Source organism: Vibrio sp. GLN_1, from assembly GCF_043106015.1.
Classification (GTDB): Bacteria; Pseudomonadota; Gammaproteobacteria; order Enterobacterales; family Vibrionaceae; genus Vibrio; species Vibrio parahaemolyticus.
This window is the reverse complement of record NZ_JBICMD010000036.1, coordinates 287,445-311,320: the sequence shown is the minus strand read 5'-3', so window position 1 is coordinate 311,320 and position 23,876 is coordinate 287,445. Positions and strand designations below refer to the sequence as shown.

The 23,876-nt window shown below is 43.5% G+C and carries 30 protein-coding genes and 2 riboswitches; of the genes, 23 read left to right on the top strand and 7 right to left on the bottom strand.

Features of this window, described 5'->3' with window-relative positions; translation table 11 throughout:
- The first annotated feature begins 100 nt into the window (after positions 1 to 100).
- Positions 101 to 241, top strand: a riboswitch (FMN riboswitch).
- Positions 242 to 354: 113 nt separating this feature from the next.
- From ribB to ACF8OV_RS19260, 4 genes are all read left to right on the top strand, one after another.
- On the top strand, positions 355 to 1,011 hold the full coding sequence (gene ribB, locus ACF8OV_RS19275) for a 3,4-dihydroxy-2-butanone-4-phosphate synthase (protein WP_005463409.1): 657 nt from the start codon (positions 355 to 357) through the stop codon (positions 1,009 to 1,011).
- Positions 1,012 to 1,115: 104 nt separating this feature from the next.
- Positions 1,116 to 1,661: a glutathione peroxidase gene (locus ACF8OV_RS19270; RefSeq protein WP_069509405.1), complete on the top strand. Its 546-nt coding sequence runs from the start codon at positions 1,116 to 1,118 to the stop codon at positions 1,659 to 1,661.
- A 10-nt stretch (positions 1,662 to 1,671) separates the two neighbouring features.
- Positions 1,672 to 2,118, top strand: coding sequence for a DUF3429 domain-containing protein (locus ACF8OV_RS19265; RefSeq protein ID WP_017447346.1), 447 nt, complete (start codon positions 1,672 to 1,674; stop codon positions 2,116 to 2,118).
- A gap of 153 nt (positions 2,119 to 2,271) precedes the next feature.
- The gene (locus tag ACF8OV_RS19260) at positions 2,272 to 2,517 is read left to right on the top strand and encodes a hypothetical protein (protein WP_005463406.1); all 246 of its coding nucleotides are present in this window, start codon (positions 2,272 to 2,274) and stop codon (positions 2,515 to 2,517) included.
- A 52-nt stretch (positions 2,518 to 2,569) separates the two neighbouring features.
- Here ACF8OV_RS19260 and ACF8OV_RS19255 read toward each other — a convergent pair whose 3' ends face one another.
- Together ACF8OV_RS19255 and ACF8OV_RS19250 are read right to left on the bottom strand one after the other, a co-directional pair.
- Positions 2,570 to 3,169 carry a thiol:disulfide interchange protein DsbA/DsbL gene (locus ACF8OV_RS19255; protein WP_020841867.1) on the bottom strand — a complete coding sequence of 200 codons (600 nt, stop codon included), beginning with the start codon at positions 3,167 to 3,169 and terminating at the stop codon, positions 2,570 to 2,572.
- An 82-nt stretch (positions 3,170 to 3,251) separates the two neighbouring features.
- Positions 3,252 to 3,626: a hypothetical protein gene (locus ACF8OV_RS19250; protein WP_015313451.1), complete on the bottom strand. Its 375-nt coding sequence runs from the start codon at positions 3,624 to 3,626 to the stop codon at positions 3,252 to 3,254.
- Between the two features lie 182 nt (positions 3,627 to 3,808).
- Here ACF8OV_RS19250 and ACF8OV_RS19245 point away from each other — a divergent pair, with 182 nt between their 5' ends.
- The 13 genes from ACF8OV_RS19245 to ACF8OV_RS19185 all read left to right on the top strand — a co-directional run bounded on the left by ACF8OV_RS19245 (position 3,809) and on the right by ACF8OV_RS19185 (position 14,377).
- On the top strand, positions 3,809 to 4,105 hold the full coding sequence (locus ACF8OV_RS19245) for an isoamylase early set domain-containing protein (protein WP_005477072.1): 297 nt from the start codon (positions 3,809 to 3,811) through the stop codon (positions 4,103 to 4,105).
- Positions 4,106 to 4,344: 239 nt separating this feature from the next.
- On the top strand, positions 4,345 to 5,064 hold the full coding sequence (locus tag ACF8OV_RS19240; protein WP_110176596.1) for an SDR family oxidoreductase: 720 nt from the start codon (positions 4,345 to 4,347) through the stop codon (positions 5,062 to 5,064).
- 176 nt (positions 5,065 to 5,240) lie between these two features.
- Positions 5,241 to 5,954, top strand: a complete 714-nt coding sequence (locus tag ACF8OV_RS19235) for a response regulator (protein WP_005463399.1) — start codon at positions 5,241 to 5,243, stop codon at positions 5,952 to 5,954.
- The gene (locus ACF8OV_RS19230; protein WP_025500860.1) at positions 5,955 to 7,241 is read left to right on the top strand and encodes an ATP-binding protein; all 1,287 of its coding nucleotides are present in this window, start codon (positions 5,955 to 5,957) and stop codon (positions 7,239 to 7,241) included.
- A gap of 172 nt (positions 7,242 to 7,413) precedes the next feature.
- Positions 7,414 to 7,803, top strand: a complete 390-nt coding sequence (locus tag ACF8OV_RS19225; protein ID WP_005463395.1) for a hypothetical protein — start codon at positions 7,414 to 7,416, stop codon at positions 7,801 to 7,803.
- 177 nt (positions 7,804 to 7,980) lie between these two features.
- Positions 7,981 to 8,337, top strand: a complete 357-nt coding sequence (locus ACF8OV_RS19220; protein WP_005463392.1) for a diacylglycerol kinase — start codon at positions 7,981 to 7,983, stop codon at positions 8,335 to 8,337.
- Between the two features lie 21 nt (positions 8,338 to 8,358).
- Positions 8,359 to 10,014: a phosphoethanolamine transferase gene (locus ACF8OV_RS19215; RefSeq protein WP_005463391.1), complete on the top strand. Its 1,656-nt coding sequence runs from the start codon at positions 8,359 to 8,361 to the stop codon at positions 10,012 to 10,014.
- A gap of 121 nt (positions 10,015 to 10,135) precedes the next feature.
- A complete protein-coding gene (locus ACF8OV_RS19210) occupies positions 10,136 to 11,071 on the top strand; it encodes a Gfo/Idh/MocA family protein (protein WP_203504468.1) in 936 nt (311 codons plus the stop codon).
- A 154-nt stretch (positions 11,072 to 11,225) separates the two neighbouring features.
- The gene (locus ACF8OV_RS19205) at positions 11,226 to 11,375 is read left to right on the top strand and encodes a hypothetical protein (RefSeq protein WP_005485089.1); all 150 of its coding nucleotides are present in this window, start codon (positions 11,226 to 11,228) and stop codon (positions 11,373 to 11,375) included.
- Between the two features lie 12 nt (positions 11,376 to 11,387).
- Positions 11,388 to 12,602 carry an MFS transporter gene (locus ACF8OV_RS19200; RefSeq protein ID WP_029809707.1) on the top strand — a complete coding sequence of 405 codons (1,215 nt, stop codon included), beginning with the start codon at positions 11,388 to 11,390 and terminating at the stop codon, positions 12,600 to 12,602.
- A 187-nt stretch (positions 12,603 to 12,789) separates the two neighbouring features.
- Positions 12,790 to 13,221 (top strand): YccF domain-containing protein, encoded by a 432-nt coding sequence (locus ACF8OV_RS19195; RefSeq protein ID WP_005463381.1) that lies wholly within the window; start codon positions 12,790 to 12,792, stop codon positions 13,219 to 13,221.
- Positions 13,222 to 13,870: 649 nt separating this feature from the next.
- Positions 13,871 to 14,212, top strand: a complete 342-nt coding sequence (locus ACF8OV_RS19190; protein WP_015313457.1) for a hypothetical protein — start codon at positions 13,871 to 13,873, stop codon at positions 14,210 to 14,212.
- A gap of 36 nt (positions 14,213 to 14,248) precedes the next feature.
- Positions 14,249 to 14,377 (top strand): hypothetical protein, encoded by a 129-nt coding sequence (locus ACF8OV_RS19185; protein WP_257390960.1) that lies wholly within the window; start codon positions 14,249 to 14,251, stop codon positions 14,375 to 14,377.
- A gap of 69 nt (positions 14,378 to 14,446) precedes the next feature.
- Here the strand turns inward: ACF8OV_RS19185 and ACF8OV_RS19180 are convergent, their stop codons facing one another.
- Together ACF8OV_RS19180 and dmeF are read right to left on the bottom strand one after the other, a co-directional pair.
- A complete protein-coding gene (locus ACF8OV_RS19180; protein ID WP_005463375.1) occupies positions 14,447 to 14,863 on the bottom strand; it encodes a MarR family winged helix-turn-helix transcriptional regulator in 417 nt (138 codons plus the stop codon).
- Positions 14,864 to 14,865: 2 nt separating this feature from the next.
- A complete protein-coding gene (gene dmeF, locus ACF8OV_RS19175) occupies positions 14,866 to 15,780 on the bottom strand; it encodes a CDF family Co(II)/Ni(II) efflux transporter DmeF (protein WP_005485091.1) in 915 nt (304 codons plus the stop codon).
- Positions 15,781 to 16,015: 235 nt separating this feature from the next.
- On the opposite strand from dmeF, the gene ACF8OV_RS19170 reads away from it, so the two are divergent.
- Positions 16,016 to 16,864: a patatin family protein gene (locus ACF8OV_RS19170; protein ID WP_029816776.1), complete on the top strand. Its 849-nt coding sequence runs from the start codon at positions 16,016 to 16,018 to the stop codon at positions 16,862 to 16,864.
- A gap of 166 nt (positions 16,865 to 17,030) precedes the next feature.
- Here the strand turns inward: ACF8OV_RS19170 and ACF8OV_RS19165 are convergent, their stop codons facing one another.
- On the bottom strand, positions 17,031 to 17,879 hold the full coding sequence (locus ACF8OV_RS19165) for a pirin family protein (RefSeq protein WP_140307351.1): 849 nt from the start codon (positions 17,877 to 17,879) through the stop codon (positions 17,031 to 17,033).
- A gap of 460 nt (positions 17,880 to 18,339) precedes the next feature.
- Here ACF8OV_RS19165 and ACF8OV_RS19160 point away from each other — a divergent pair, with 460 nt between their 5' ends.
- The 5 genes from ACF8OV_RS19160 to ACF8OV_RS19140 all read left to right on the top strand — a co-directional run bounded on the left by ACF8OV_RS19160 (position 18,340) and on the right by ACF8OV_RS19140 (position 21,261).
- Positions 18,340 to 18,552, top strand: coding sequence for a cold-shock protein (locus ACF8OV_RS19160; RefSeq protein WP_005463371.1), 213 nt, complete (start codon positions 18,340 to 18,342; stop codon positions 18,550 to 18,552).
- 241 nt (positions 18,553 to 18,793) lie between these two features.
- On the top strand, positions 18,794 to 19,003 hold the full coding sequence (locus tag ACF8OV_RS19155) for a hypothetical protein (protein WP_071652977.1): 210 nt from the start codon (positions 18,794 to 18,796) through the stop codon (positions 19,001 to 19,003).
- A 50-nt stretch (positions 19,004 to 19,053) separates the two neighbouring features.
- A complete protein-coding gene (locus ACF8OV_RS19150) occupies positions 19,054 to 19,194 on the top strand; it encodes a PA3496 family putative envelope integrity protein (protein ID WP_005463370.1) in 141 nt (46 codons plus the stop codon).
- Positions 19,195 to 19,490: 296 nt separating this feature from the next.
- A riboswitch (purine riboswitch) is annotated at positions 19,491 to 19,590 on the top strand.
- Between the two features lie 89 nt (positions 19,591 to 19,679).
- Complete coding sequence (locus ACF8OV_RS19145; RefSeq protein WP_065871190.1) at positions 19,680 to 20,693, top strand: adenosine deaminase; 1,014 nt, start codon at positions 19,680 to 19,682, stop codon at positions 20,691 to 20,693.
- Between the two features lie 94 nt (positions 20,694 to 20,787).
- The gene (locus ACF8OV_RS19140; protein ID WP_141179590.1) at positions 20,788 to 21,261 is read left to right on the top strand and encodes a peroxiredoxin; all 474 of its coding nucleotides are present in this window, start codon (positions 20,788 to 20,790) and stop codon (positions 21,259 to 21,261) included.
- A 44-nt stretch (positions 21,262 to 21,305) separates the two neighbouring features.
- Here the strand turns inward: ACF8OV_RS19140 and ACF8OV_RS19135 are convergent, their stop codons facing one another.
- Together ACF8OV_RS19135 and ACF8OV_RS19130 are read right to left on the bottom strand one after the other, a co-directional pair.
- Positions 21,306 to 21,710, bottom strand: a complete 405-nt coding sequence (locus tag ACF8OV_RS19135; RefSeq protein ID WP_005499396.1) for an SPOR domain-containing protein — start codon at positions 21,708 to 21,710, stop codon at positions 21,306 to 21,308.
- 287 nt (positions 21,711 to 21,997) lie between these two features.
- Positions 21,998 to 23,167 (bottom strand): D-alanyl-D-alanine carboxypeptidase family protein, encoded by a 1,170-nt coding sequence (locus ACF8OV_RS19130; RefSeq protein ID WP_141179591.1) that lies wholly within the window; start codon positions 23,165 to 23,167, stop codon positions 21,998 to 22,000.
- Between the last annotated feature and the right edge of the window lie 709 nt (positions 23,168 to 23,876).

Genomic DNA, 23,876 nt, shown 5'->3' with positions numbered 1-23,876 from the left:
CTTTTCCATCATACAGATGGAATCGACTTTCCAAGCTATTCAGTTCGCAGTACTATCCTAGCTCCACTTCCTCACAACTTGAATGAAGTGGCACATTTTTAATTGTTCTCAGGGCGGGGCGAAATTCCCCACCGGCGGTATACTTTTTCAAGTGAGCCCGCGAGCGCTCGATTCGTCGAGGTCAGCAGATCTGGTGAGATGCCAGAGCCGACGGTTATAGTCCGGATGAAAGAGAATAAGAATACACCAGTATCGCGAGTAAGATCGCGTTGAATGCTGGTGCGCTTCTTTTTGATCGTATTTTACGACGATCTCTCATACCGCCCTGATTCTGGTGATATTTAGGAGTTAACCATGAATCAGTCATCACTACTTGCCGAATTCGGCGACCCAATTACTCGCGTTGAAAACGCACTTATCGCTCTAAAAGAAGGCCGTGGCGTACTTCTTCTTGATGATGAAGATCGCGAAAACGAAGGCGATATCATTTATTCAGTCGAGCACCTCACCAACGAGCAAATGGCGTTGATGATCCGCGAATGTAGCGGCATCGTTTGTTTATGTTTAACAGACGCTCAAGCAGACAAACTGGAACTGCCTCCAATGGTGGTAAACAACAACAGCGCGAACCAAACTGCATTTACGGTTTCTATTGAAGCGAAAGTTGGCGTAACAACGGGGGTTTCAGCAGCAGATCGCGTGACGACCATTAAAACGGCGGCAAACCCGCATGCGAAACCTGAAGATCTTGCTCGCCCGGGTCACGTATTCCCTCTTCGTGCACGTCCAGGTGGTGTAATGACTCGCCGTGGTCATACTGAAGGTACGATTGATCTGATGCAAATGGCAGGGCTTCAACCTGCTGGCGTACTGTGTGAAGTGACCAATCCAGATGGTACGATGGCAAAAGCACCAGAGATCGTTGCATTTGGTCGCCTGCACAACATGCCAGTACTGACTATCGAAGACATGGTCGCGTACCGTAATCAGTTCGATTTGAAGCTGGCATAAAAATTCAAAGCATATTAAAAAGCCGCGCATTTGTGCGGCTTTTTTGATCGATTCCCTTTACGTTTGAGTAGTTATACTTACTTCAAAACAAAAGGAACGACATCATGAAAGGATTACTGAAACTCGCCGCACTCCTTGGCTTTATCTCCATGAGTTCGTTTGCTCTTGCGTCTGAGTGCCCCGACATTCTGCAAGGCAAACAGCGCATGTTAAATTCAACAGAAGAAATTGAGCTTTGTGAAGTATTCAAAGGGAAAACATTGCTCGTCGTAAACACTGCCAGCCAATGCGGTTTTACACCTCAATATGAGCAACTAGAAACGCTATACCAAACTTACAAAGATAAAAACTTCGCAGTCATCGGTTTTCCCAGTAACGATTTTCGACAAGACAAAGGAAGCGAAGAAAATACCGCAAAGATCTGCTATCTCGACTACGGCGTGACGTTCCCTATGATGGCTCGAAGCTCTGTATTGGGCAACGATGCCAACCCTGTCTTTTATGAAATCAGCACTCAAGCCGGTGTGACTCCGAAGTGGAACTTTTACAAGTTTCTCATCAGTAAAGAAGGCAAAGTCATCGCCACATTTCCAAGCTCAACCTCTCCGACGAGTACTACGCTTACTAATATGATTGAGCAACAACTGTAGGAGCGCTGTTATGGTCACGACACGTTTAACCATGTTACGCCTTGGGTACTTGGGCTTAGTGCCTTTTCTGTTCAGCTTGCTGCTTATCGTGTCTGACACCACCTTATTTAACCTAAGCGGCCAACAATTTTTTATTGCCTACAGCGCCGTTATCTTGAGTTTTCTATCGGGAGTGCTCTGGGGAAATGGTATCGACCATTACTACCACCGCTTGAGCCGTAATATCCTAGTTCTCAGTAATTTGTTTGTTTTGCTTGCGTGGGGTGCCTTGTTACAAGGGAATACACATTACATCGCGGCAATATTGTTGCTCGCAACCGGATACGCTGCCGTTTGGTATGCAGAAAAGCTGATACGGAATGTCGAACTGGAAGTTGATCCCAAAGGCTATCAAGGCATGAGGAATAAGCTCACCTGCGGCGTCATTTTGATGCATGGATTGGTTTTGGTTGCATAATCTGGTCTGTCCAGTACTCAGATCACAAAACCAATCAACCCATATAAAACATTGTTCATTTCGTGAATACACATACATTTTGAACACCGTTTTGTTTTAAAGTAGCGCAAACCTACATATATATGTCCGTAAACATTCACAAAGGATATGAATATGTTTTTCCGCAAACTACTGTTTAGCACTGCAATTATCAATGCGACTTCTGGCTGCGTTTCTTACCAAGCGCAACAAGCTGCCACTCAAACAGTAAACAACACGGGTATTGTTCTCACCAATGTGGTGAAAAACACCATAGCACAACCGTGCAATGTCGCTATCACCGTTGCTAGCTTGTTTTATCCGCACGCGATATTCATGACTAGCGTACCAACTCAAGCTTGTACAACCGTACTGAGATAACGAATTCAAAAAAATGGCGACCACTTGGCCGCCATTTTTCATTTCTTTTAATTTATAGCGTTAGCAGATAGTTCACCAATTCGCTGTACTCGGCATAGCTACGGACTTCATTAGGAATAACGATGTACTTGTTATTCACAACGACGCCAGGAACGCCGGTCAGAGTGCTCTCTTTGAACTGCTTATCGAAACGCTTTTGCATCGAACTAACCGCAAAGCTGTTGTACGCCGCGTCAAATTTGTTGCCATCGACACCGTTGTCCGTGAAGACTTTCTTTAACTCGTCTTCGTTTTTCGGTGCTTGGCGCTTTTGATGAATTTGCGCGAACATCGCAGGCACCATTTTATCTTCAACACCTAGCGATACCATGGTTGCGTAAGATTTTGCCATTGGCACTGCCATGTCTGCGCCCATAAACGCCACGTGCACTTTTTCAAAGCGTGCTTCTTTTGGCAAAGCCGGTTTTAAGTTTTCAATCACAGATTCAAACTTATAACAGTGTGGGCAGTAAAACGAAAAAAACTCTGTAACGGTTGGTTTAGTCGCTTTCTCAACGTCCAACACTTTGTAGTGTTTACCTTCTTCAAATTGAGCAGCGTGAGCGCTGAAAGCCAGTAAAAGTGTGCTGCATAGTGCAAGTAATTTCTTCATTGTTTGTTTTCCTTCGGGCACAACAGTGCCGTTTTAAATATAGCTAAGAGCCAGCTAGTGCTGGAGATAAATAAAGAAGAAATCAAACAATCGGAGGTCGGTAAGGTTTATAAATCACAACCACGGCTTTTTCAGTAGGAAGCTTATCAATAAGCGCCAAGCTATAAGGCAGTAGCATCAAGCCATTTTGCGACAAAGTCGTGGGAATTTTCACAATGCAAGAAGAGCTGCAACTGGTGTGCGACTTTTGCCCTTTTTCCATCATGTGTTCTTTGTGGTGCGGCTCAACACAATCTGTATTTACGCCGAGTTTTTCTTGAAGTGCAGTTTGCTGCATGGGAAAGCTTTGTGCTTCTATTGATGCTGTCGATGCTTGAACGCTCGATGAAACACTGGTTAGCAGCATAGCCACCAAACAAACCAGAGTAGTCATCAATGTACGATTCAACTTCAACATATCAATTTCTTCACAACACACTGATTTTCATCATACAGAAAGATCATATTCATACAAGTTTGAAGCACGAACAGTTCACGGTTATTTCACGAGCTATACCAGCATGAATCCGATAACGCTTGAAATACTTATGAAACACGAGTAATAGTTAGAGCAGTTTTTGTACTAACAAGGAAAGATTCATGCTTAAAAAGAGATTTTTCAAAACTAAAGATGAAGTTGAAGTCACTTTTGAACTCGATAAAAACCAATGGGAATCCATTAAAATCGCTGGAGATTTTAATGACTGGCAACCAGAGCCAATGAAACTGGTGAAAAAAAGCGGCCAATTTAAGTTCAAAACACGTCTACCCAAAGAGCAACACATCCAATTTCGTTATCTCCTCGATGAAGTTGAATGGGAGAACGATCCTCAAGCAGATGCTTACGTTCCAAATGGCTTTGGTAGCGACAACAGCGTTGTTTGCACCGTTGAATAAGTGGTAACTTTGATGGGTTGATTAGTACGGATTTCACCGTAGTAACAGCGCATTCTTCTCACTTAAGGCGCACGAGTTGCGCCTTTTTCCTACCAATAAGACAAACTCAAGCAGCAATTATTGTTGCTAATGAACAACAGTGTTTTACCTAAAGTGATATATATCAACAAAAGTTATTTCCTTAGTATGAGTTCATCGCAGCAGACCGCTGCTTTCAACGAAAACTGAGGAAGTAACAAATGAAAAAACTGGTTGTTATTACTGGTGCAAGTTCAGGTATTGGTGAAGCTATCGCACGTCGTTTTAGTGAAGAAGGCCACCCTCTCCTTCTTGTGGCTCGTCGCGTAGAACGTTTAGAAGCACTCAATTTACCAAACACCTTATGTGAAAAAGTCGATGTCACTGACCAAGCGAGTTTGATAACAGCGATTGAAAAAGCAGAAGCTCAATTTGGTCCAGCTGACGTGCTAGTCAACAATGCGGGTGTAATGTTGCTTGGTCAGATCGACACGCAGGATGCCGCTGAATGGAAGCGTATGTTCGACGTTAACGTGCTTGGTTTGCTTAATGGTATTCACTCCGTACTTACATCAATGAAAGCGCGCAATAGTGGCACAATAATCAACATCAGCTCTATTGCAGGTAAAAAGACGTTCCCTGACCACGCGGCATATTGTGGTACGAAGTTCGCAGTTCATGCAATTTCAGAAAATGTGCGCGAAGAAGTGGCCGCATCAAATGTGCGTGTTACGACTATTGCACCGGGCGCAGTAGAGACGGAACTGCTTTCTCACACCACTTCACAAGACATTAAAGATGGATACCATGCTTGGAAAGTGGATATGGGTGGTGTACTCGCCGCAGACGATGTCGCGCGTGCAGTAATGTTCGCTTACCAACAACCACAAAATGTCTGTATCCGAGAAATTGCGCTCGCGCCGACCAAGCAGCAACCATAATCTGGTGACAACTTAATTTCCCATATACTAAGCAAACGATTTGTTCTATATCAAAACGTTTGCTTTTTTTATATTATTAACTCATCGGATAACCTTATTCTTTACAAGCTTTATTTGAAATAACTCGCAAATTTGTTTAACTTTCAGTGATATCAAATACAGCACACATCACTTACATGAACGAACAAGAAATCAAGCCATCCCTTATCATTGTCGAAGACGATCCAAAACTACAAGATATGCTCGGTGAGTACTTTGTAGAACAAGGCTTCGACGTCCGCTGTATTGATAACGGCACCGACGCGCCGAACGCCATTTTAGACACTCAACCCGATTTGGTTTTGTTAGATTTGATGCTGCCGGGCCAAGACGGTTTGAGCGTTTGTCGTCAAATCCGCGAATGTTACAAAGGCAAAGTTCTGATGCTTACCGCAAGCGATGACGATTTTGATCACGTCGCTGCGCTTGAAATTGGCGCCGATGACTTTGTCACGAAACCTATTAAACCGCGCGTGTTACTTGCTCGTATCCGTATGTTATTGCGCAGGAAAGAAAGCGCCGCTCCAGCGCCAGAAAACGGCTTACAAATTGGCGTGTTGTGTTTAAACCGACTACGTAAATCCTGCACTATGAACCAACAGCCTGTCGCATTAACCGACGGTGAGTTTGACTTGCTGTGGGTACTCGCCACTCATGCCGAGAAAACCTTGTCGCGTGAATGGCTCACCAAAACGTTACGCGGGATTGAGTACGACGGTACAGATAGAACCATTGACAACCGCATCGTAACACTTAGAAAGAAATTGGGTGACGCGTCTTGCTCACCTCAAAAAATCATTACGGTACGCGGCAAAGGCTACCTACTAATGCCGGATGCATGGAACGCATAAATGAGAAGGATATATCTAGAGAGCTTTTTAGGTCTGATCATTCTTTTTCTCGCCAGTCTGAAAGGTTATGAGCTCATCGTGTATGAGCTCAATACTGATTATGACTACCTACTTCAAGAACACAGTTCGCAAGCTTTCTACGATTTACTCTCTCCTATCTATGAAGAAAAAGGGCTTGAATACACCAAAAGCGAGCTAGAAAAGTTTGCCACGGCAAGCCATCGATTGTTGCAACCTCACACCATGGATGAGCTCCCTCCTGAGGTGAAGGAAGTGTTCGATGAAGATCCTACTGCTAACATCGCCTTTGATGATGAACGGGATTTTTGGTTTCGCTTCGACGAGAGCACTCCCTTTTTCAAAATTAGCGACAACCCGAATAGTCCTATCATTCAAGCCGTCAATTTCGACGACAACATGGTGTGGATATTCTTCATCGCTGGTTTCGCGCTTTACTGTGTTTTGCTGATCTGGTTTTTAAGCCGCAGAATTCGTGAACTAGAAAGAGTCACCGTCGAATTTGCGTCTGGTAATTTCAAAGCCCGCGCAAGCACGGCCAGCGCCAAATCGGTTGGCACATTGAACAAAAGCTTCAATAACATGGCCGATAAAGTCTCTCGACTCATTACCAGCAATAAAATGCTCACCAATGCGGTTGCTCACGAGCTACGCACACCAATTTTTCGCTTGCAATGGCAGGCTGATTTACTCGCCGACTCCTCTCTAAATGAACAACAGACAAAGTACGTAAATAGCATCGTTGAAGACATTGATGAGATGGAAGAAATGGTCGAAGAACTCCTTTACTACGCGAAAATGGAACGCCCAGAAACAGAGCTTCGGACCGAAAGTCTTGAGCTTAACTCCCTGCTTTTTGACCTAAAAGACAAATGGCAGCAAGAGACGCCATTGCCAATCACCGTTAAAGATACGGATTGCAAAGAAGCCCAAATTAAGACCGACCCCAAACTGCTCAAGCGCGCGTTAGACAACCTACTTCGCAATGCCATGCGTTATGCCGATAGCCAAATCATGTTAGAAGTGACCGAAGATGAAGAACACTGCATGATAAGTATTCATGACGATGGAAACGGTATTGATGAAAAAGACTGGCCTCACCTGTTTGAGGCATTTTACAGCGCCGACAAATCTCGTAATAAAAGCACCAGCGGCTTTGGTTTAGGACTTGCCATCGTAAGACAAATTATGGAATTGCAACGCGGCGATGTTTCTATTTCACACAGTCCTCTTGGTGGCGCCTGCTTCACCGTATCTCTGCCTAAATAACGGGCGAACAACGATAAAAGTTAAAGCGCAGTTCGCTTAGTTTCTGCGCTATCTTCTTCCTCATCCGCTCTTATTACATAAGACGACATTTCGATACAATCCATAGACAGAGACAAGTAATAAAACAGTGTACATTTAATCCATAAATTCACAGAGATAATGGATTCACCCCATGTATAAACCACTTTTACTCGTTGTCCTTTCTTCCTCACTTGCAGCATGTGCATACAACCAAAAGCCTGTTGTAGACATGACGAATGTTGACCAAGCGCAATACGAACAAGATTTTGCCTACTGCCAAGGTTACGCAGAAAAAGTCGACAAAACAGAGGCCGCTAAATCTGACGCAACCAATGGTGCAATGACTGGCGCATTAATCGGTGCCGCGGCAGGTGCTCTTGAAGATGGCATTGGCGGTGCAGCAGTTGGCGCAGTAGCTGGCAGTGCAGTCGGTGCTGGTGCAGGCGCTTTAGGTGGCGCGAATGATTCCACCAAAACACAAGCTCTCGTGCTACGCAAATGCCTACAAAATAAAGGTTACACCGTTTACGACCTTGATTAAGCATTAGTTTAAACCACACAACCAAAGTACTTACTCATCAAATCAAACGTGACGTTTTTTGCTTGCACCCATATTCACAAATGTTTCACGTCTAACCGATTAGTCTCAGATCGCAATTTGGTGCATTTCGGTACTAACACACATCAATCAACCAATAATAAGAATTAAGGCCCAATTTTGAAGCCAGGTAAAACAGGAATTCGCCGAGTCATGGATGCGACCGGTTACTCAATTAAAGGACTAAAAGCCGCGTGGACTCATGAAGCCGCTTTCAGACAAGAACTCGTACTGACTTTGGTTCTTTCTATCAGCGCATTTTTTCTGCCAGTTACCACGCTTGAACGTGTATTGATGATCAGCAGCCTATTGCTGATTTTAATCGTCGAACTTATTAATTCCGCCGTAGAAGCGGTTGTCGACCGTGTCAGCGATGACTGGCATGAACTCAGTGGTCGAGCCAAAGACATTGGCTCTGCAGCAGTATTTGTTGCGCTATTTCTTGCCCTATTTGTTTGGGCGTCGTTCTTGCTTTAGTTTTATTCAAGAAAGTAACTTATGAAGACTGTTGATTCTCCAAAGAAAGGTATCCCATACGTTGCCTTTACTGTTCTACTCGCGCTGTATTTCGCTCTCGTGGTGAACATCCCAATCTATAAAGAACTCATTGGGATTTTCTCTAAGTTAGACGAAGTCAAAATCGGTTTCATTATCACTATTCCGATTTTCTTTTTTGCCGCGCTTAATTTCTTATTCAACCTATTTAGCTGGCCATGGGTTGGAAAGCCGTTCTTTATCTTGCTGCTAGTGGTCTCTAGCTTAGTAAGCTACGCAGGCTATAACTACGGAACGCTGTTTGACTCTGGGATGATCGCCAACATCGTCGAGACCGACTCGAGTGAAGCAAGCTCTTATCTCAGCACGTATTCGGTCGTTTGGACGACGTTAATGGGTGTGATTCCTGCCCTGATTGTGTTCAAAGTAAAGCTGCAACCACAACGCGGACAATGGCTACGCTTTGTGCTTACAAAACTGGTCGCGATGCTCGCTTCGTTAGCAGTTATTGCCGTGATTGCGGGGTTGTACTATCAAGATTACGCATCTGTGGGTCGCAATAACAGCTACCTGAAAAAAATGATCATCCCAACGCAATATGTCTACAGCGCGACAAGTTACGTAAAAGAAAATTACTTAACTACGCCACAGCCATATCGTGAAATCGGTACTGATGCACAGCAATCTTCGACCGCTTTACAGCAAGCGCAGGACAAACCGACGTTACTCGTTTTTGTGGTAGGTGAAACCGCACGTACTCAAAACTATCAACTGAATGGTTACGAGCGTGAAACTAACCCCTACACCAGCCAATTAGATGTTATTTCTTTTAAAGATGTGGCGTCATGCGGCACTGCGACAGCAGTATCTGTACCATGCATGTTTTCTCAGTTAACGCGCAATCAATTTGACCGTAAACAAGCTGACAACCAAGACAACGCGTTAGATATCATGCAACGTGCAGGTATCGACCTACTGTGGAAAGAAAACGATGGTGGCGATAAAGAAGTCGCGCATAAGATCAAAAAAATCGAAGTAGACAGAAAGCAACAAAACGCACTGTGCAACGGTCAAACTTGTTACGACATGGCACTACTGAGTGACTTTGACCAAGAAGTGTCGAACATGAACGGTAACCGAGTGGTAGCCATGCACCTTATTGGCAGCCATGGCCCAACTTACTTCCAACGTTACCCGAAAGAGAAAGCGTTTTTCCAACCAGATTGCCCACGTGCAGACATTGAAAACTGTAGCGTCGAAGAGATCGTAAATACCTACGACAATACCATTCGTTACACAGACTTTGTCTTGGAACAAACCATCAACAAACTTAAGACGTTAGAAGACAAATACAACACTGCGTTGATTTATGTTTCTGACCACGGTGAATCGCTTGGTGAAAGCGGCATGTTCTTGCATGGTATGCCTTACGGACTTGCTCCGGATTTCCAAAAACGAGTACCGCTTATCATGTGGATGTCGCCAAGCTTTAAGCAAGCAAAACACATCAACACGGATTGCTTGTCCAAAGAAGCACAAAATGCAGGTAAGTACTCGCATGACAATGTGTTCCACTCTTTGCTTGGTATTATGGATGTAAAAACCCAAGCCTACGACGGCCAGTTAGATATCTTCAAAACGTGTCGAACCGTATCCTAAGTAGTTAGAAAAAGCCTGATTCAAAATGTGAGTCAGGCTTTTTTATGACAAGCCGTTTCTGCCAACCTCTTTTACGCTCGTTATAATCAACGCCTAATGAAATCGAAACAGAGCGAACAACATGAAAATCGGTATTATTGGCTTAGGCGATATTGCGCAAAAGGCTTACCTTCCTGTCATTACTCAACTTCCTAATGTTGAGCTGGTCTTTTGTACCCGAGACGCCAAAACCCTCTCTTCACTAGCTCAGCAATATCGCATTAAGGAAAACTGTCAGGACTACCGACAGCTTACTGCGTTTGGTGTAGATGCGGTGATGATCCATGCCGCAACCAATGTTCACTTTCAAATCGCTGAATATTTTCTAAAACAAAGCATTCCTACTTTTGTCGACAAACCTCTGGCGGACAGTTCCCAACAGGTAGAGCAACTCTATGAGATTGCAGCTATCGCCAATCAACCACTTTATGTTGGCTTTAATCGCCGACACATTCCGCTCTACAACGACTATTTGCCAAACGTACAAAAAGGCGATGTCGCTAATTTGAAGTCACTGCGTTGGGAGAAAAATCGCCACAATCTGCCAGGAGAACTCCGTACGTTCATCTTTGACGATTTTATTCACCCGCTAGACAGCGTAAATGTTGTAGCAAAAGCCGATTTGCAAGACGTCTACATCACTCACCAATTTGACGGCCAACAACTCGCACGTCTGGATGTGCAATGGCAACACGGTGATACCCTACTACACGCTTCAATGAATCGTCATTTTGGCATCACAAACGAACGCGTTCAGGCATGTTATGCCAACCAAGCATTTGAGTTTGAATCGTTCGTGGAAGGTAAATTGTGGCAGGACAATCAAGAACGTAAGTTGAACTTAAAAGATTGGACACCAATGCTCACGAGTAAAGGTTTTCACGCTATGCTATTCGATTGGTTTAAGGTTGTTGAATCAGGCAAGCTAGCTACAAGCACAGTGCAACGCAACATAGCGAGCCACCAGCTTGCAGAGCAGATCTATCAACGCATAGAACAAGCCGTGCATTGCAATTAATCCCTAGAACCAATCTATGCATGAAACGCATACATTAGTTCACTTTTTGTCATTTGTTTCATTGACTAATCGTCACTAAACTTCGCGCTCATTTTTCTACATGAGCGCACAATGCATGCTTTTTTCTCAATCCATTTTCGCTCAGGTGTTGAGAATGTCCATCATGTTGGGGCTATCTCTAATCATCGTCCATAACTCTCCGAAGTTGCTGGAAATATTAGCAGAACAAGCCATCAACAACGGTTGTCACCAAACAACGGGAGACAACGAACACCATGATCATTCTCATCACCACCATCATTAATAAGAGCAAACTATGAGTATTTTCCGATTTCCAGTTCTTGTTTGGCTTGGAATAGGGATTTTGATTATTTGTCTAGGGATCAGACAATCTTTCGGTATTTTTATGATGCCAATTTCAGACTACTTTCAGACCGGGCGCGAGTTCTTTAGCTTTGCTATTGCCTTGCAAAACTTGTTGTTTGGCGTATTCCAACCTTTTGTCGGCATGGCATCAGACCGTTGGGGCGCGAAGCGTATTATCATTTTAGGTGCCTTTTCTTACGCTTTAGGTCTCTACCTTACTTCTATCGCCATTGAGCCAAACATGATGTATCTATCGCTTGGCGTTTTGGTCGGTTTTGGTTTGAGCGCAACCAGCTACGTCATTGTGTTAGGGGCGGTAGCAAAGGTAGTCCCTGCACAACATGCAGCAAAAGCATTTGGTTTAACTACCGCTGCGGGATCGTTCGGTATGTTCGCCATGATCCCTGGAGCACAAGCGCTTTTGAGTGATTTTGGCTGGCAAGGCGCACTTCAAGCATTCGCTGTACTGTGTAGCTTTATGGTGATGTTTGCTCTGTTCATGAGAACTGCGAAGCCACAAGCCGGTACCTCTGCAAATGTTCAGGAAGACACACAAACCCTAAAAGAAGCATTAAAAGAAGCTTTCTCTCACAGAGGTTATTGGCTGATTCATGCAGGTTTCTTTGTGTGCGGCTTTCACGTGATGTTCATTGCAACTCACTTACCAAGTTATCTGGCAGATAAAGATTTACCAGCCTCAACCGCCGCAATGGCACTGGCGTATGTTGGCATCTTCAACATTTTTGGTTCGTACTTCTGGGGTGTTATGGCGGACCGCTTCAATAAACGCCATGTTATGTCTGCGCTGTATTTAATCCGCACGGTAGTGATTGGTGCTTTTGTGACTCTACCTGTCACCGAGCACACCGCAGTCATCTTTGGTGGTGCAATCGGCTTCTGTTGGTTAGGCACCGTGCCTCTCACATCTGGATTAGTCCGCCAGATTTTTGGGGCTCGTTACCTATCAACACTTTATGGCTTGGTATTTTTTACTCACCAAGTAGGAAGCTTCTTGGGGGCTTGGGTCGGTGGTCGCATCTACGATTACTACGGTTCATACGATCCAATCTGGTGGTCAACCGTCGTTCTGGCACTCCTCGCCGCTTTGATTCACTTACCGATCAATGACAAGCCAGTATCGCGCTTGAATTTGGCAACCGCCTAACCAGAAAGGCTCTTAACGTCTAACGTTGAGAGCCTTTTTGTCAACAGCTCAATGATCTCCGCTTTCCTTTATCAAATGAGTATTCTCATCAATGATTTCTTATTTAAGATAAAGCGCACCCATTCATCCTCTGTTAAGATTTGTGTGACATACTTTGTAGAAAGTTATAAATCAAAAAGGGTTTTAGATGAGAACACTTGGCAACATCATCTGGTTTTTATTCGGTGGCGTATTCATGGGATTGCTGTGGTGGCTATTCGGTATTCTTGCGTTCATCAGCATCATCGGGATTCCGTGGGGGCGAGCTTGTTTCGTCATGGGTAACTTTTCGTTTTTCCCATTCGGCAAAGAAGCCATTTCGCGTGATGAACTAACCAATGAAATGGATATTGGCACGAGTCCGCTAGGCGTCATCGGCAACGTACTCTGGTTTGTATTTGCAGGTTTGTGGCTGGCAATCGGTCATATCCTATCCGCCGCAGCGTGTTTCGTTACCATTATTGGTATTCCGTTTGCACTTCAGCACCTGAAACTGGCCGTAATTTCCCTCGCGCCTATCGGTAAAACTGTTGTAACGTCAGAAGAAGCGGCAATCGCTCGTTACAACATTAATCGTTAAGGTTATGTATCCTCTGAGCTTTCGGGCTCAGAGGGCAACGCCTGTTAAAAGTAAGCCTATTATTGCTACAGCGTATTCGATAATGGTTGATTGTATGCTCATACCGTCACCTTTAGGTTTATATCTTACCTAGCTCTGCACTGCTTCCAATTTATCCTTTATAATCAATTACCTTTGTTGCCCATCACTTGAGTTATTCAACGCTTCAACTACAAACATCTCAACTCAACTTCCCTCTTACAAATTTTTAAAGCCGAACTATAAGCGTAGCCAAAAGTAATCGACTTTGAGGAGAGATCTACGCGGTAAACGGAAGAATATTGGTCAGGAATCTTACTTTTTCAGGCCCAAGAACAACTTATGGTCATATCTTTTTTTAACTACAAAATGTGCACATCAAAAGGCAAAGAACACTAAGGATTGAATAAATCAACAAACATTGATTGTGACGTAGACTAATTTATTTTGTTTGTCCTCTTCCCCTACCACCCCATATCATCCCCACCACAAACGCTCTTTGATATTTTTATTTGTAGTTCTGCCACCGACGTAAAAGTACGCCTTTTCATCCCACAATTTTGCTTTTACAACCGACCAGAACGTTCTGAGTCATTCAATGACTCAGCATCTATTCATGCAGGAATATATCGTGGATAAATATCAAGCGGCTTACGCAAAGCGTCTCTCAAAACTAAAAAGTGATAACAATTCACCTAAGGCAATAGCTCGCCTTTGCGCTTGGGATTCGTTTTTTAACCAAGAGTTTGAACTTCAAGATCTTGAATATCAGATGGCCGATGCTGCGCGTCAGCGTTACGAGCAATCCAATGTAAAAAACGACATTTCGTTTAAAGCCTTCAAACGCGCCTTCTACAACGAATCCATCGAGATCTATAACTTGACCGATGGCGCAGCCATTCAAAAAGTCTTTACGCCATTAATTATGCTTGCCACCGCTTGGATTGTGTTTGTGTGCTCTGTTTCGAACTAAGCACGCAAATACACTCCAAGAGGGATGAGAATCATCATGCCTAGGATAACGTTACTTCTGCTGGCCACTACAATTGGTATTGGCATTACCGGCGCTGCATTTTGTGTTGGTGTGACTTACGCATTCACTCAGTTACCGTTAGAAAGCTGGTTTCTAAACCCATAAATACAAAAAAGCAGAACTCGATGTGAGTTCTGCTTTTCATTGTTTATTTGGCCGTAACTCGGATGAAACCTAGAATTCCCGGTTCATTTTTTCCAAACACGATAGAAAGGTTGATTGCTGCTCTGGCTCAATATGACGAGTAAGATCACGCACAAGGTCAAGGTGCAACTGGTTATGATGGCGATGAATTTTCTCACCTTCTGGTGTGAGCCTCACAACGATAGCACGGCGATCTTCCGGATGAGGGCAACGTTCTATCAAGTTCGCGTTCACTAACTTTTCGATTTGTACCGTTAACGTTCCGGTCGTGATGCCTAACTTTTCCGCCAGTTCTTTCATGCGCAGCGCACCATGGCCGCCCAGCACTTCAATGGTATGGACTTGGGCCAAAGAGTAGCCGGTTTCTTTTACGACTGACTGTTCCCAAGAAGACATCTTGTCATAGAACTCGGTCAGCATTTGATTCAACTTTTCTAGTTCGCTCATCGTCAGCTATTTTGTAACTCTAGAGTAAGGTGATGAATCTTATCAAACTTACTCAGTAATTGCTTAAATTCACTCAACGTTTTATCACTGCGATTATGTAACACAATCGCAGCCGAGTAATGATGTCCGCTCACCTTCCAAACATGCAGATCTAGCACGTCTGCGTATGGCTGAAGCGTCTCTCTGATTGCCTGTAGGTACTCGTGATTAATATTCTCATCTAATAAGACTGGTGCGGTTTGCTTCATCAAACCGAGAGTCCACTTACCAATCACCAAAGCCCCAACGATCCCCATAATGGCATCTAACCAAATCCATCCGTAAAACTTACCAATAATAAGTGCAACGATCGCTAACAGTGACGTTAAGGTATCTGCCAAGACATGAAAATACGCGGCGGCAAGATTGTGGTCGTGGTGCTCGTGCGAGTGTCCATGCGAATGGTTATGATCATGTGGGTGGTCGTGATCATGATGATGGTGATCATGCAGCAGCAACATACTTGCTAAGTTAACCACCAAACCAATCACTGCGACCATAATCGCTTCGTTGAATTGAATACTCTCAGGGTTAAACAAACGGTGAACGGATTCCACCATCATCATTAGCGCCACCATGCCCAAAGCAATCGCGCTCGTAAAACCACCTAAAACACTGACCTTCCCGGTACCAAACGAAAAACGCTCATTGTTCGCATTTTGCTTAGCATAGCGATAAGCGAACAAGGTGATGCAAAATGCCGCAGCATGAGTGCCCATGTGCCATCCATCGGCGAGTAAGGCCATAGAGCCAAAAAGCGTGCCCGCAGCAATCTCAACCACCATAGTGACAAGCGTCAGAATGAGAACATAAAAAGTTCGCTTTTCACCTTTATGGTTATGAGAAACAAAATCGTGCGTGTGTTGTGCTATTGCCATAGATAAATCATATCCCTATTGCTCAGTTTGTTTGATAATCAAAATATTTGATTTAAATTTAGTTTGACCATCAAACAAAGTCAACATGGAAAACTAAGAAAGGCGTTCATCACTGCACTCAAGATTGGCCAATCTGATGCCTCCCCGCATGAACATATGCGGCCTTGTTTGGGAATCAGCCGCTTATACGTTAAGCTGCCGTTACTCAACTAAAAGATAGAAAGCGGATAAGCAGATGGAACATGTAGGTTCTCGTGCACTGATTGTTGAAGGCGGCGCAATGCGAGGGGTATTTTCTTGCGGAATACTCGACCATTTTTTAGCTGCGGACTTTTCTCCCTTCGACAGCTTTTGGGGCGTATCGGCTGGCGCAAGTAATCTTGCCGCCTATTTGGCAAAAATGCCGGGCAGAAACCTAAAAATCTATCTCGATTACAGCCTAAGAAATGAGTTCATCACCCCCAGCCAGCTCATACGCGGTGGTGATGTCATGGATTTGGATTGGATGTGGCAAGTGACACTTGAAGAGTTAGGCATTGATAAAGAAGTGCTCGCTGCTGATCCGCGTCCTTTTTTCCTTGTCGTCACTCGTCAAGATACTGGACAAGCAGAATACCTCACTCCGGACGTCGATATGTTAGCGGAGACCATGAAGGCCAGCAGCGCCCTGCCCGTACTCTATCGTAATGGCGTGCTCCTTAATGGCACTCGATATGTGGATGGCGGCGTTGCAGATGCCCTGCCAATTGCCGAAGCCATCAAGAGAGGAGCGACGAAAATCATGGTCCTGCGCAGCCAGATCGCCAGTTACCGGAAACCAAGATCAAAGTTCAGTGCCATCACAAAACGTATGCTGAAGGAAACGCCAGCTCTGATTGAGCCTATGCTGACACGTGACGTTCGTTACAACCAAACATTGGAACTGATAAACAACCCGCCACCAGGCGTTGAGATAATCCAAGTGTGCCCACCAGAAACGTTTAAGTTAAAACGCTTAAGCCGCTCACCAGAACCTTTGCGAGAAGCATATGAACTGGGAATTGAGGCTGGCAAACAAGCCATAGAACGTTGGAATTCAATGTAAAGAAAAAAGCCACCTCGATTAAACGCAAGTTAATCTAGGTGGCTAATGCAAACTCGATGGCAGTGGATTATCGATTTGCTTCGCTACGAGCCCAATAAGTAGGCTCAAATACATTCAGCGTAATACTAAGACATCGGTCAAAATTGGCTGTTCGCTGTCGTTCGCTTTAATAGGTTTCGAACAGCCCTGAGTTGTAGTCTTGAATCGCTTGTTCAATTTCTTCGATACTGTTCATGACAAATGGGCCATAGTGAACCACCGGCTCATTGATTGGTTCACCTATAAAGAGCAGGACCCCACTGTTGTCTGCCGCAGTAAACTTTGCTGCCTCTCCTTTTGATAACAGCGCCATCTCACCTTGCTTTACAGTGCGTTGATTTATCTCGACACTGCCTTGGTACGCATAAATCATCATGTTATGGTCAGCGTCCAAAGCTAGCTCAAGCGTGGCTCCTCTATGAGGCCGCCAATCAGCAACAGTTGCCACAACACCAGTTTGAGTCAACGGCCCAACAATTCGTTCTCCCGCCATCATCAATTCACCAGCAATGACACGAACAAGCCCTGTCTTTGCAGTGTCAAATTCCGTGATCGTCTCTGGTTGAAAATCGTGGTATTGAGCGGGTTTCATTTTGTCTTTTGCTGGTTGATTAATCCATATCTGAAAACCATGCAGCTCACCGTCTTGCATAATTGGCATTTCACTGTGTATTACTCCGCGACCTGCCGCCATCCATTGTGCGCCACCAGAGCGCAATTCGCCGACATTGTTCATGTGATCACGATGTTGAAAATGACCTTTCAGCATATAAGTCAGCGTTTCAATCCCACGATGAGGATGAGGAGGAAAGCCACCAATGTAGTCAGAACGTTGATCGGATTTCAGCTCATCCATCATTAAAAATGGTGAAAAGCTCGTGTTGTTAAAACCTGCAACTCGACGAATTTTAACACCATCACCGTCAGCGGTAGGTTGCGATGGAATCAACTGACGAATTTCTCTGAATGTGCTCATACTTCTTCTCCTCGTTCGCCTTGATGGCTGTCTGCAAATCGCGTTTCAGCTCAGGCTATCGACATGGTTTTATTTTAGTTTGGAGAAAAATAATCATGAGCAGAGCGATTCGAGCTACTTATTCAAGTTTTTCGAACAATAGGAAATCAAAACCAAGCATAATTGGTCATTTTTCATCCAGACCAAATCCCCGGCGATTGATGATAAGTTCTCTCTTATCACATAAACGTTTTTGAATTTATTTGAAAATAAATGTAGCTATTTCTTAAACAAGGTGTATAGTAGCGCTTGGCTCTTCGAAGAGAGCTGTTAATGCTACATTTAGTTTAAGTTCCTTCTCAGTAAAATCTTGAATCCCCATTCAGACACCTGCGTACAACTTCCTCTTGATTGACATTCAATAGCTTAAAAAAAGATCCACCAATAATTTATCATTAATGTTTTTAATTCAGAGGTTTTTATGTCTGCTAAAGTAACTGGTTCAGTAAAATGGTTCAACGAAACTAAAGGTTTTGGTTTCCTATCTCAAGACAACGGCGGCCAAGATGTATTCGTACACTTCAACGCTATCGTTGCTGACGGTTTCAAAACACTGACTGAAGGTCAGAAAGTAAGCTTCAACGTAGAGCAAGGTAAAAAAGGTCCTCAAGCGACTGAAGTTACTCCTCTATAAGACTGCTTTTCTTGGTGCAGCATGTCCATGCTGCACCAAATCTCTCTCCTTCAAAAAATATCCTCTCAACATAAACTCAGCCTAATTTCAGGCATGGCTTAGTGCTACCCAAAATAAATGGGTCAGTACCGCTTAACTTATTATTTAAAGGAAAAATCATGTCCTCAAGAAGAACAGGCCGTCAAAGGCATTGGTATCAATTACTTAACAAAGAAAAAATTGTCAAAAAACAGGAGAATAAATGTTAGAAATTGAATTTAATTTACATCAACCTAAAACCACTTGGAGAGCTAAAATATATCAATTGAATAGCGATATACTGAAGCGACATATATTGCCAAAACTTAAATATCGTAGTCATCTGATTGACTTCCAATATTGTGAAAAAACCTGCTCAGGTACTATTCTGTGTGACTCAGGTTCAAAGTTAGGAAGTTTTATTATCAAATAATGCTTTTTTAAGGCATTAATAATTCTCATCAATATTTTGGAAGATATCCAATGGCTAGAAAAAGTAAAAAGCAAATTGATAAGGAAAAGAAAGAATCTGAGGAAAATGCTGCCGCTGTAAAACAACGAACGCGCCGCCGTATCGAAGATATTATGGAGCAAAGAGCGTTTGATAAAATGTTTGATCTTTAACTCTGATTCCTACCTCTTCAAGCTTATTGTGCAAAGGTAACCGCCACCTACCTTTCCACTACGCTTTCCAATCAGTTTGCTATCTCTTAGCCAAAAAATACACTTCTTAAAATAACCTTCTCCACACCCATATTTTTCTTCATCTTAAGCTTCACACTTTGCTTCATCACTGTAAGCCAACTTTAGTGTGCGCTGAAAAACAATCCAAGTTCAAACATCCACTCGATATCTATCAAACTCTAAAACGTATCGCACTCTCATTTTCTGACGGGTCTAGATATATTGATAAATTTACGTATAATCGCAAGCGTTTGCTTCGTATAACCCCAATGATATGGTTTGGGGGTCTCTACCAGTTCCCGCAAAGTGCTGATTACGAAGAGTTGAGATCACTGTGGATCTTACTCTTTGTGATAGCGTTCGATTTATTCCTATCTATACCTATTCTTAGAGTAACTGCATCCACAATACACATAAGGTGGAATATGAACGCATTTATTCAAGGTCTTCCAAAAGTAGAGCTGCACTTACATATCGAAGGTTCACTCGAACCAGAACTCATGTTTAAACTTGCCAAGCGCAACGGCATAGATATTCCTTATTCGTCACCAAGCGAATTGAGAGAGGCATACCAATTTGAAGATCTGCAATCTTTTCTCGACCTCTATTATCAAGGCGCAAATGTTTTACGCACAGAGCAAGATTTTTATGACCTAACGTGGGAATACTTGGAGCATTGCAAAGCAGACAATGTGATTCATACCGAGATATTCTTCGACCCGCAAACTCACACTGAACGTGGCATTGACTTCGACACCGTACTCAACGGCATTTCTAGAGCGCTGACAGATGGCCGCGAAAAATTAGGCATCACATCGCAGATCATCGCTTGTTTCCTTCGTCATTTGTCAGAAGAAAGCGCGATGGATACACTGCAATCTGTTTTAAAGCATCGCGATAAAATCATTGGAGTGGGGCTAGATTCATCAGAAAAAGGCCATCCACCAGCTAAGTTTTTACGTGTCTTCCAGAAAGCGAAAGAGGCAGGCTTGCTTACCGTGGCACATGCCGGAGAAGAAGGACCTGCGCAAAATATTACCGACGCGATTGAAATGTTGGAAGTGAGCCGCGTTGATCACGGCGTTCGCTGCGTAGAAGATGAAGCTCTAGTGGAGTCTCTGATTGAAACCAAAATGCCACTGACTGTTTGCCCACTGTCTAACATCAAACTTTGCGTGTTTGATGAAATGGGACAGCACAACATCGTAGAGCTTCTGCGTAAAGGCGTGGCGGTAACCATTAACTCTGATGACCCCGTTTACTTTGGTGGCTACATGACCGATAACTTCCTTGCAGTGAATCAAGCACATCCAATGAGCAAAGAAGAACTGGCGAAATTCACGCTCAACGCTATCGATGCAAGCTTCATCGACAACGAGTTGAAGGCTCAATATCGTCATCAAGTCGAACAATATGTTGCACAACATTCATCGATGTAATGCGGTATACCCTTACAAACCCTCTGTGGTTAAAACGGGACTTAAGCGCTAGACTGAAAAAGCTCAACAAAGCACTTAATAAAGGAAGAAAATCATGATTCAACAAGGCCAAGCACTACCTTCTGCAACCGTAAGTGAACTGACTGCCGATGGCATGGTCAACCACGATGTGACCGAACTGTTCGCGAACAAGAAAGTGGTGTTATTCGCGGTTCCTGGCGCATTCACTCCAACTTGCTCAGAAGCTCACCTACCAGGCTACGTAGTACTCGCAGATCAATTAAAAGCCAAAGGCGTTGATTTAATTGCTTGTGTGGCGGTGAACGATGCATTCGTAATGAACGCATGGGGTGAAGCTCAAAACGCTTCTGAGATTTTGATGCTAGGTGACGGTGATGCTAGCTTTACTAAAGCGCTAGGCTTGGAAATGGATACTGGCGGCTTTGGCGGCGTTCGCTCACAACGTTACGCGATGATCATTGAAAACGGCGTAGTAACAACACTTAACGTTGAAAAGCCAGGTGAATTTGAAGTAAGTAATGCAGAAACTATTCTTGCAGCACTTTAAGAAAACACAAAACGGAAGCTCAAGCTTCCGTTTTTTTCAGGCGATTAGCGCATTCTCACGACACTAGTTTGTTGCTTACGTTGCATCTCTGCAAAAGTCAGTACAAACGGAGATGACTGCTTCACGTGGCTTGGCAGCGACGAAAGCGCATTGTAGGCTTCTTGCTTCGATTTAAAATCACCAGCTGTCACCGTATACCAACGTGTACCTCGGCTATTTTTCCAGTTAACCCATACAGGGTGTTTAGGGTCGATATAGCGAATGTATTCTTTCACATCTTTTTCTTTCTTCAGCGCTAGTACCTGCATGGTGTAGTGGTTGGGATTCAGGTAGCCGTATGCATCTTGAGACGACATCACACCCACACACTGCCCATTATCGATAGGTTGATGAGGCATAGCGCAGCCCATGAGCGAAAAAATCAATGTCAAAGATAAAATCTTGTGCACGTGTCACTCCATTTTTTGTTCTGGTTTGTTTTCTCTCATACCCATCACGCACAAATGGTTGTGCAAAAACATCACTGAAGGCTTGGACTAACAACGATTTGTGAGGATTGGGATCACATCCAATATCGAAAGCTACGGCATCGTTATTCTTTGACGTCGTTTTTAATAAAAAGCGATGGGAGAGCAAGAATAACAACACGTTTTAGCTTCTTTGGACATTACGAGTTGTTCAAAAAACTAAGGCGACCATTTAGGCCGCCTTAGTAAATTGATTTTATAAAAAACCTTTAAAACCAGCTTGCTACCAGTCGCTTAAACCAATCCATAATACGTTTAAAAATCCCGCCTTCTTCCACTGGTTCGAGTGCAACTAGCTCGGTCTCTTTCACGACCTTTCCATCCACTTTGTATAGCAAAGTACCAACTACCTGATCTTGAGCAATTGGCGCAAGTAAATCACCGTTGTATTCCACTTCCGCTTTAAGTTTGTTTACGTCACCTTTAGGCAGAGTGAGATAAACATCGCGGTTCACACCAACTTTTAACTCATCCTTTTGCCCCATCCAAACGCGAGCGTTTGCGATATCAGTTCCTGCGGCCGTTGGCATCAAGGTATCGTAGAATCGAAAACCATAACTAAGAAGTTGCTTACTTTCTGATTCACGCACACTTTGGCTCTTCGCCCCCATAACAACTGCGATAAGGCGCATGTCGCCATTGGTGGCTGACGTCGCCAAACTGTAACCTGCACCACTGGTATAGCCCGTTTTCATCCCGTCAACGTTCATGCTACGATCACGAAGTAAACCATTCCGGTTATATTGAGTAATACCGTTGTACGTAAAAGACGTTTCGCTGTACATCGGATAAATATCTGGCAGATCACGAATGATTGCTTGACCCAACTTAGCTATATCATGCGGTGTTGAATACAAACCATCGCTATCTAAACCATGAGGGTTAGTAAATGAGGAATTCGTCAAACCAAGTTGACTCGCCCAACTATTCATTAAGCTAACAAAGCCTGCTTCGCTACCAGCGACGTACTCTGCAATGGCAACACTAGCATCGTTTCCTGACTGAACCACCAATCCTCGATATAAATCAGACAGAGACACAGATGTGTTTACTTCGATGAACATTTTGGAAGAATCTGGGAAGTTTTTCGCCCAAGCGTTGCGACTAATGACAACTTGATCACCGAGACTGATATTGCCAGCGTTTACTTCTTGTCCTGCAACATAAGCAGTCATCAACTTAGTTAAGCTCGCTGGGTTTAATCGTTTGTCTGCATCGCGCTCTACCAACACTTTACCTGTGTGATAGTCCATCAGTACATAACCGCGAGAGCTTAATTCAGGTGCATTAGGGACAACTGTTGGTGCAGCAAAGGCAAAGTGAGAGAAGGTAACAAGGCCGGTAAGGAAAGTCATGTTGAATAAGGTAATTTTTCTCATAGTGACATCTAATCTTATTAGCAATCTGTGGCTTACAAACTAAGTCGAGTATATTGAAACGCCATTCAGTTACAGCAGCAATGTTACGATTCGTTACCTTTACTCAATGTTTGTCGAGAAGAATGAGAGATGAGTAGAAATTTTCCGCCCATACATGTGATGCCCAAACGAGATCACGAAAGAACGGCCTCACGTCAATGACAGCGAGAATCCACATTTTTAGATAAGCAGATCTCTAAAACAAATCGTTCAAAATATGAAAAAGCACCCGCACAAACGGTGATGTCAGGGAGAGTACCTGTGCGGGCTTAAAAGGACAATTCAACCCAATAATTACAGAGCTGAAAAACTAGGGGTAATGAAAATCGGATAATCCAAGATCTTCAGTTACGCTTATATTACTCACCTTACGTTTTATCTTGTTAGCTTCGCGTCAATACCAGAGTAATAGAGACGTGATACACAAAAATTGGGATTGATTTTATTGACGACGAATAAAATAAAAAATATCGAAGAGAAAACTCGGCACTGGTTAATTATATTTATAATAACCCTAAATCAAATTTATGACTTCGGATGTTTTTACCTTAAATAAACATCGTTAAATTTTTAATTTTCATTTTCTTTCATTCAGTCAGAAAGCGAAGAAAAGTACAACTTTCCTTTCTTAAAACTCAATGATGTCTTACGTGTTTTTTTGGAACTTTTA

What these genes read in the sequence shown, in the direction of transcription:
- ACF8OV_RS19255 (WP_020841867.1), bottom strand. Translation starts at nt 3,169, where the DNA reads ATGAAGAAATTACTTGCACTATGCAGCACACTTTTACTGGCTTTCAGC.
- ACF8OV_RS19155 (WP_071652977.1), top strand. Translation starts at nt 18,794, where the DNA reads ATGTTAGAAATTGAATTTAATTTACATCAACCTAAAACCACTTGGAGA.
- ACF8OV_RS19145 (WP_065871190.1), top strand. Translation starts at nt 19,680, where the DNA reads ATGAACGCATTTATTCAAGGTCTTCCAAAAGTAGAGCTGCACTTACAT.
- ACF8OV_RS19200 (WP_029809707.1), top strand. Translation starts at nt 11,388, where the DNA reads ATGAGTATTTTCCGATTTCCAGTTCTTGTTTGGCTTGGAATAGGGATT.
- ACF8OV_RS19195 (WP_005463381.1), top strand. Translation starts at nt 12,790, where the DNA reads ATGAGAACACTTGGCAACATCATCTGGTTTTTATTCGGTGGCGTATTC.
- ACF8OV_RS19235 (WP_005463399.1), top strand. Translation starts at nt 5,241, where the DNA reads ATGAACGAACAAGAAATCAAGCCATCCCTTATCATTGTCGAAGACGAT.
- ACF8OV_RS19250 (WP_015313451.1), bottom strand. Translation starts at nt 3,626, where the DNA reads ATGTTGAAGTTGAATCGTACATTGATGACTACTCTGGTTTGTTTGGTG.
- ACF8OV_RS19210 (WP_203504468.1), top strand. Translation starts at nt 10,136, where the DNA reads ATGAAAATCGGTATTATTGGCTTAGGCGATATTGCGCAAAAGGCTTAC.
- ACF8OV_RS19260 (WP_005463406.1), top strand. Translation starts at nt 2,272, where the DNA reads ATGTTTTTCCGCAAACTACTGTTTAGCACTGCAATTATCAATGCGACT.
- ACF8OV_RS19130 (WP_141179591.1), bottom strand. Translation starts at nt 23,167, where the DNA reads ATGAGAAAAATTACCTTATTCAACATGACTTTCCTTACCGGCCTTGTT.
- ACF8OV_RS19170 (WP_029816776.1), top strand. Translation starts at nt 16,016, where the DNA reads ATGGAACATGTAGGTTCTCGTGCACTGATTGTTGAAGGCGGCGCAATG.
- ACF8OV_RS19265 (WP_017447346.1), top strand. Translation starts at nt 1,672, where the DNA reads ATGGTCACGACACGTTTAACCATGTTACGCCTTGGGTACTTGGGCTTA.
- ACF8OV_RS19205 (WP_005485089.1), top strand. Translation starts at nt 11,226, where the DNA reads ATGTCCATCATGTTGGGGCTATCTCTAATCATCGTCCATAACTCTCCG.
- ACF8OV_RS19240 (WP_110176596.1), top strand. Translation starts at nt 4,345, where the DNA reads ATGAAAAAACTGGTTGTTATTACTGGTGCAAGTTCAGGTATTGGTGAA.
- ACF8OV_RS19185 (WP_257390960.1), top strand. Translation starts at nt 14,249, where the DNA reads ATGCCTAGGATAACGTTACTTCTGCTGGCCACTACAATTGGTATTGGC.
- ACF8OV_RS19230 (WP_025500860.1), top strand. Translation starts at nt 5,955, where the DNA reads ATGAGAAGGATATATCTAGAGAGCTTTTTAGGTCTGATCATTCTTTTT.
- ACF8OV_RS19165 (WP_140307351.1), bottom strand. Translation starts at nt 17,879, where the DNA reads ATGAGCACATTCAGAGAAATTCGTCAGTTGATTCCATCGCAACCTACC.
- ACF8OV_RS19150 (WP_005463370.1), top strand. Translation starts at nt 19,054, where the DNA reads ATGGCTAGAAAAAGTAAAAAGCAAATTGATAAGGAAAAGAAAGAATCT.
- ACF8OV_RS19215 (WP_005463391.1), top strand. Translation starts at nt 8,359, where the DNA reads ATGAAGACTGTTGATTCTCCAAAGAAAGGTATCCCATACGTTGCCTTT.
- ACF8OV_RS19180 (WP_005463375.1), bottom strand. Translation starts at nt 14,863, where the DNA reads ATGAGCGAACTAGAAAAGTTGAATCAAATGCTGACCGAGTTCTATGAC.
- ACF8OV_RS19160 (WP_005463371.1), top strand. Translation starts at nt 18,340, where the DNA reads ATGTCTGCTAAAGTAACTGGTTCAGTAAAATGGTTCAACGAAACTAAA.
- ACF8OV_RS19225 (WP_005463395.1), top strand. Translation starts at nt 7,414, where the DNA reads ATGTATAAACCACTTTTACTCGTTGTCCTTTCTTCCTCACTTGCAGCA.
- ribB (WP_005463409.1), top strand. Translation starts at nt 355, where the DNA reads ATGAATCAGTCATCACTACTTGCCGAATTCGGCGACCCAATTACTCGC.
- ACF8OV_RS19245 (WP_005477072.1), top strand. Translation starts at nt 3,809, where the DNA reads ATGCTTAAAAAGAGATTTTTCAAAACTAAAGATGAAGTTGAAGTCACT.
- ACF8OV_RS19270 (WP_069509405.1), top strand. Translation starts at nt 1,116, where the DNA reads ATGAAAGGATTACTGAAACTCGCCGCACTCCTTGGCTTTATCTCCATG.
- dmeF (WP_005485091.1), bottom strand. Translation starts at nt 15,780, where the DNA reads ATGGCAATAGCACAACACACGCACGATTTTGTTTCTCATAACCATAAA.
- ACF8OV_RS19140 (WP_141179590.1), top strand. Translation starts at nt 20,788, where the DNA reads ATGATTCAACAAGGCCAAGCACTACCTTCTGCAACCGTAAGTGAACTG.